At 53.9% G+C, this 6,001-nt stretch carries 4 protein-coding genes and 1 pseudogene; 1 reads left to right on the top strand and 4 read right to left on the bottom strand.

The window, feature by feature from the left end; genetic code table 11:
- The 4 genes and pseudogenes from ACR0ER_RS24230 to ACR0ER_RS24215 all read right to left on the bottom strand — a co-directional run.
- Positions 1–336: pseudogene (locus ACR0ER_RS24230) on the bottom strand (adenylyltransferase); the annotation flags it as partial.
- Positions 337–792: 456 nt separating this feature from the next.
- A complete protein-coding gene (locus ACR0ER_RS24225; protein WP_480771080.1) occupies positions 793–2,106 on the bottom strand; it encodes an aspartate aminotransferase family protein in 1,314 nt (437 codons plus the stop codon).
- Positions 2,103–3,635: a trimethylamine methyltransferase family protein gene (locus ACR0ER_RS24220; protein WP_480771079.1), complete on the bottom strand. Its 1,533-nt coding sequence runs from the start codon at positions 3,633–3,635 to the stop codon at positions 2,103–2,105. Before ACR0ER_RS24220 ends, ACR0ER_RS24225 begins: the two co-directional genes overlap by 4 nt.
- A 100-nt stretch (positions 3,636–3,735) precedes the next feature.
- Positions 3,736–4,701 carry a LysR family transcriptional regulator gene (locus ACR0ER_RS24215; protein WP_480771078.1) on the bottom strand — a complete coding sequence of 322 codons (966 nt, stop codon included), beginning with the start codon at positions 4,699–4,701 and terminating at the stop codon, positions 3,736–3,738.
- Positions 4,702–4,836: 135 nt separating this feature from the next.
- On the opposite strand from ACR0ER_RS24215, the gene ACR0ER_RS24210 reads away from it, so the two are divergent.
- Positions 4,837–5,853, top strand: a complete 1,017-nt coding sequence (locus ACR0ER_RS24210) for a GlxA family transcriptional regulator (RefSeq protein ID WP_480771077.1) — start codon at positions 4,837–4,839, stop codon at positions 5,851–5,853.
- The last annotated feature ends 148 nt before the right edge of the window (positions 5,854–6,001 follow it).

Genomic DNA, 6,001 nt, shown 5'->3' with positions numbered 1-6,001 from the left:
CATGGTGCCGAGGATCACACCTTCCTGATCGCGCAGGGCGATATCCTGACCCAGCTCGATTCCGTCGGCAAACTCTTCGCTGACGTCCAGCATGATCGGCGTCGGCCACAGAGTGCCGTTGGCCAGACGCATGTTTTCGACGACGTTGTCGTAGTCCGCTTCGGACAGGAATCCCTTGAGCGGGTTGAACCCGCCATTCATCAGAAGCTCCAGATCGCAGATCTGACGCGGGCTCAGATCCCAGCTGGTCAGGTCGGCCGCTTCGGTCTTCAGCTTTTGAGCCGAGTCATAAGATACATACAACTCGGTGATCGGGAAGAGATGTGCGGTTTGCAGTCAAGTTCCTTCCTGACTTGCGCCGACCTCGATACGGACCGGCTCTTGACCCCAAAATACGAAGCTCCCGCAGGGGCGCCATGATGCAAATGGTAACTAGTCGGCGGGAAACACCGAAGTGACTGCATCAACGACGATCAGGGGGCTCTAACGACTCAGACCGAAACGATACATCGTTCTCTGATCTGACCGAGGAACATGTAACGGAGGGGCCATACCCTTCTAAGCGATTAGGAACGCTCAACTCGCAAACAACGAACGTTGTTGTTGAAACAATCCGCATGCCCTGCAGAAATATTTTCGGGAGCCGCTTGGTTAAGGATAAGCCTTTGAATAACCCCATTGAAGAACCGAAACAGAGTCTGTTGTTTCCTCTCTATTGAACAATCAGTTGGTGTCAGCCCGGAGTTATTTCCCCCGGCCTGACTACCGTGATTTTGTTAACCACCCTGGCTTTTAAAGACTGCCGAATGCCTGATCCAGCGCCTCGTAAGCCTGTTCAACATCTGCCATCGACAAACACATGGGCGGAACCATGCGCAAGCAGGACTGATACGCGCCTGATTTCGACAGAATGATCCCATTTTCCCGCGTGGCTTCGAACACAGCCGCGGTTGTCTGCGGATCCGGCTCTTTGGTTTTACGGTCTTTAACCATTTCAATGGCCAGCATCAGGCCACGTCCACGAACATCGCCGATGACTTCGTATTTGTTCTTCAGCGCATGTAGACGTTCCAGCAAAGCGGCACCGACGTCTCGTGCGTTTTCGCGGACATTGTCCTCTTTGATCACCTGCAGGACCGCTCGACTTGCCGCGCAAGAGGTCGGGTTGGCGCCATAGGTGTGGAACATAAACTTTTCCGCCATTGGCGCGGCGATCTCTTTGCGTGCGACCACGGCACCCAAGGGGAACCCGTTGCCGATGCCTTTAGCCATGACTACGATGTCGGGAATGACGCCGTCGGCCTCGAACCCCCACATGTGATCTCCGGTGCGGCCAAACCCTGCCTGAACTTCATCGGCAATCAACAGACCACCTTTGGCGCGAACGCGTTCGGCAGCGCCGGTCATATAACCTTTGGGCATTTCTACGATGCCGCCATAGCCTTGCACGCTTTCAATGAAGATGCCCGCAACCTGGCCCGAAGTGGCCGCGTGGATGGTGCGGTCAATCTCATCAAGATAGGGTTCGGCCCCGGCATTTTCGCCGAAGATGCCGCGGTACTGATGCGGGTCCGGAACAAAGGCCACGTTGCCCGGCATGCCCGGGTGACGCCAGCCGGAAATACCGGTGATCGACTGAGCTGCAGCGGTCGGACCATGATAGGCTGAACGCAGCGCGAGCAGGTCCAGATTACCGGTATAGCTGCGCGCCATAGTCATCGCCAGATCGACCGCCTCTGAACCCGAGTTGGTAAAGTGCACGACCCATTCAATGTCGCCATTTGGGTTCGGCATGGTAGCCGCCAGTTCTTCGGCGAAATGCGCGGGCACCGGGTGATAGAACATTGTTGTGCAATGCGTCAGTTCCTGTGCCTGCTCCATGGCGGCGGCAACAACTTTCGGGTGGCTGTGACCAACCGAAATGCAAACGTTCATCCCCAAAAGGTCGGTGTATTTCCGGCCTTCGACGTCCCAAAGGTACTGCATCGATCCTTTTTTGAAGACCATCGGATCCTTGAAAGGAACGAACTTTCGCTGACTGGCGGCATAAAAGTTATCACGCCGCCGGGCGGTGTCGTTCAGGGTCCAGTCGGTTTGCATGTTCATGGCTGTTCTCCTTCAATTTCCCGGCTGCGACGGGCGATGAAATCATCAAGTGCTTCTCGGATACCGGCATCCATGGCCGGTGCTTCGTACTCTTCGATCAATTGCTTGACCCGGGCGCTGGCGCGTTCGTGCTGCCACAGACCGCCTTCGGCATGCCATTGTTCATAGGTTCCGTTGTCGGACATTTCCCCCATCCAGAAGGCGCTTTCGAAATTGTCCTGAGTGTGCTGGGCGCCAAGGAAGTGACCTCCGGGCTCAACCTCAAAAAAGGCATCCATTGCCTGCGCGGCTTCCGAGAAGTCCACACCTTGCGTAAATCGTTGCATGGCTGAACAGCGATCCGCATCCATGACAATTTTTTCATAGCCCGTTGTCAGAAGCCCTTCGAGACACCCGGTCGCGTGAATGATAAAGTTCACACCCGCCATGGTTGCCCCCATCAGCTGGGTCTGGCTTTCATACCCGGCTTGTGCATCGGGAATCTTGGAGGCGGTCAGACCGCCAACCGAGTGGAAAGGTAGTCCCAACCGGTCGGCCAGAGTTTTGGCGCACATCTGAAACTGAGTTCCCTCGGGTGTGCCAAAAGTCGGAGCTCCGGTTTTCAGGCTGATCGGAGAGAAGAACGTACCAAATGCGGCCGGGGCACCCGGGCGGATCAGCTGAATCAGTGCAACAGAGGCCATCACTTCGGCCAACACCTGCGACAAGGTCGCCGCCACGGAAACCGGAGACATCGCACCCCCCAGAACGAAAGGCGACACAACAGTACACTGACCGGCCTGGGCATATTCCTTCAGTGCCCAAAGCATGGTTTCATCCATAACCAACGGTGCGTTGGTGTTTACCACCGAATACAATACACAATTCTGATCGACAAACTCGCGCCCCATTGCGATGCGGCACATTTCGATTGTGTCGCGCGCACGCTCAGGCGCTGTTACAGCGCCCATGAATGGCTTGTCGTTCATAGTCAGGTGGGTATGCGTCATATGAAGGTGGCGCACTGGCACGGGAATATCGACAGGCTCAACCACAACACCGCCCGAGTGATTTATCGAGCCCAACTGGTGGTACAGTTTGGTGATGTTTTGGAAATCCTCGATCGTCGCATAACGACGGCCGTTTTCCATGTCGTGCACGAACGGAGGGCCAAAGCTTGGGGCATAAACCTGCGCGTCACCCCCAATTTGGATCGAGCGCGCTGGATTGCGGGCGTGTTGTGTAAAAACAGAAGGGGCCGTTTTTATCTTTTCGCGACACCAGCCCGGATCAAAGCGCACCCGCTCCCCATCGACACGCGCGCCGTGCTTCTTGAACAGCGCTAGTGTGTCCGGGTCACCCCGGAAGTCCATGCCGATCTCATCCAGAATACGATCAGCATTGCGTTCGATAATGGCAATGGATTCATCGTCAACAAGGCTGACCTTGCCGATCCGACGAATGGTATATGGGGCTGCAGAAGCTTGCTTCGCAGCTCGGGCTGCCATGCGTTCGCGCCGCCCCGAGCGCCTGTTTGTTGTTCGTGCCATCCTTGCCCTCCGCACTTTTCACGGGTCCGAAAGAAAGTGGCAACTATATCAGCGCAGGCACAGGCTTTTTGTCTAAAATTAGGAAAGATTATAATGCATATTAGCAGTGATGCAGGACTTGATCCGCAACACCGGAAAGCCGTGTAACAAATTGCTCTCGCAAAAGTCGCGAACTTTCTACAGCAAGCTGTTGTGGAATGTCGCCAAGTTCGCCTGCCCGTGAAATAGTAAGGATTGAGCGGGTGAACCCCGGCAATGGAAGCGGTTCAATCCGCAAGTCCATTCCTTCGGCCACGGCATCAATTAACAGGCTCGGCGTCAGAATAGCGAAACACTGACCGGTCACAACACCGGCTACGATCATCGATGCACGATCTGCTTCCATTGACCGTGGCAAATCTACCCGACAACGTTGGAGATGCTGATCGGTTCGCCGCCCAACCGGAGCATCCGCGCTGAAACGAACCAGCGATAGGTCTTTGCAAATTTTGTGAATATTGTCCGATGGTCCACTATACGATCCAGGCAGAACCAGAAAAAAGGGCTCTTCCAAAACGGGGATACACTGGTATTCAGACACATCGAACTGAGGATCAGAGGTAACAACAACATCCACCGCCCGAGTGTTCAGAGCGATCTGATGGTCGGTTCCAAGCCCGGCTGAAAGACTGAGTTCCGGTATCTTCAACTCATCCCGAACCATATCCAGAAGGCCCGTAGTCAACGACGTGGCGATGGAAGCCAGAAGCCCTACCCTCAGAACCGGAATCGAACTTGATTCCAAATAGCGCAAATCGGCTCTCAAGTCCTCGACTTCATTCAGAATTCGAAAAGCGCGGCGTTTCAGAATCTGCCCTGAATGCGTCAGTTCCAATGGTCGACGGGTGCGATCGAATAGCTGCGTGTGCAGCGCCCATTCCAGTTTCTTAATCTGCTGAGACACGGCAGGTTGCGTCAAACCCAGTGCCGCCGCTGCGGCGCTTATATGTCGAGCATCTGAGACTGCCATGAAAACCTCAAGCGCCCTCAAAACATTGATATCCGCCTCCGCCTGCTTTTTTTTCATTTTCTGATAACCTTCATTAATTTTTCTTATTATCTTCTGCTGTCCTTGATCGGCCCCCTCAAAAAGTCAACCATAATATCCTCCGCGGATGTTTCTGCACGGGCCTCAGCTAACCAGAAAAGGAAAGGTTTAATCATGAACATGAGATTGCGAAATCATGTTGATGGTTACCAGAAAGTTGCACCAACCCGGTACGAGCCAAACGACGCCCAGAAGACAAAGGAATCGATTTTTACTCAAAACGTGATGATCGTAGTTCTGCCGGGTTTCCCGCTGACTGAACTTGCCGCATGTTTAGATATTTTTGCGTCTGCGAACGATCTCCTGCAAGGTCTCGCGTACAATCCAATCGTGACTTCTGAACAGGGTGGCTCCATTTGTTCCGCGTCAAATCTGGCGGTGGAAACCAACTGCGCTGAAGCTTTCGACGGAACTACAGACTATCTTGTTTTTGTCGGGTGCCAACCAACCGAGATAAACCGTCAGGCCATTCGGCGTATCGTTGTTTCAAAGCGCCGGTTTGCCCGGAGCATCTTTGCACTGTCAACCGCCGTTGACATGTTGACAGATTTGAATGTGCTCGATCAGGCGGAAGTCAGTGCCCACTGGCAGTACAAATCCCAGGCTACGGAATTTGCGACGAAAACGAACCAGAAGCTGTTTCACAAATCCAAAGGCATCGTAACCTCTGCTGGGTTTTTGGCGACTTTTGATGTCTTGCTTCATTGCATTGCCAACGATCACGGATGGTCATTTGCTGGCCGTATCTCGGATCATCTGATCAAGGATGGCATACGGTATGAAGATTCCCCGCAACGCCGCCCGCTGGAACGGCGCACTGGGGCCAGGCACAAAGGCCTTATCGCTGCAGTCTCGGTAATTGAGGAAAATCTGGCCTCCCCGGTGCCTCTTTCCGAAGTCGCCCGGATTGCGGGCTACAGCGTTCGCCACTTGGAGCGCCAGTTTCAGCGACACTACAGGATATCGCCGGGGAGATACTATATGTCGAGAAGGGTCACCCGAGCAAAGGCTCAGATTGAACAGACGACGATGTCTATAATCGAAGTATCCATGGCAAACGGGTTTGGAACTCCATCGCACTTCGCCCGATGCTTTTCACGCCACTTCGGCATTAGCCCTCATGTTCTGTGAAATACATGTCTAGTAAAAGCTCCACCGTCTTAGACCGCAAACCCAACATTTTCTTTTCCCCTGAATACCAGCAGGCTTTCCAAATAACCGCTACCCTATCTTGCCCAATGCTCCGATAGGTCCAGCAAAAGCATCGGCGAATTGAGAG

The sequence above is a fragment of the Ruegeria sp. CH8 genome (genome assembly GCF_056536985.1).
Note: the sequence above shows the minus strand (reverse complement) of the source record. Positions and strands in the feature narration are given on the sequence as shown.

Excerpts from the sequence above, each read along its gene's own strand:
- ACR0ER_RS24225 (WP_480771080.1), bottom strand. The coding sequence starts at position 2,106 with ATGAACATGCAAACCGACTGGACCCTGAACGACACCGCCCGGCGGCGT.
- ACR0ER_RS24220 (WP_480771079.1), bottom strand. The coding sequence starts at position 3,635 with ATGGCACGAACAACAAACAGGCGCTCGGGGCGGCGCGAACGCATGGCA.
- ACR0ER_RS24215 (WP_480771078.1), bottom strand. The coding sequence starts at position 4,701 with ATGAAAAAAAAGCAGGCGGAGGCGGATATCAATGTTTTGAGGGCGCTT.
- ACR0ER_RS24210 (WP_480771077.1), top strand. The coding sequence starts at position 4,837 with ATGAACATGAGATTGCGAAATCATGTTGATGGTTACCAGAAAGTTGCA.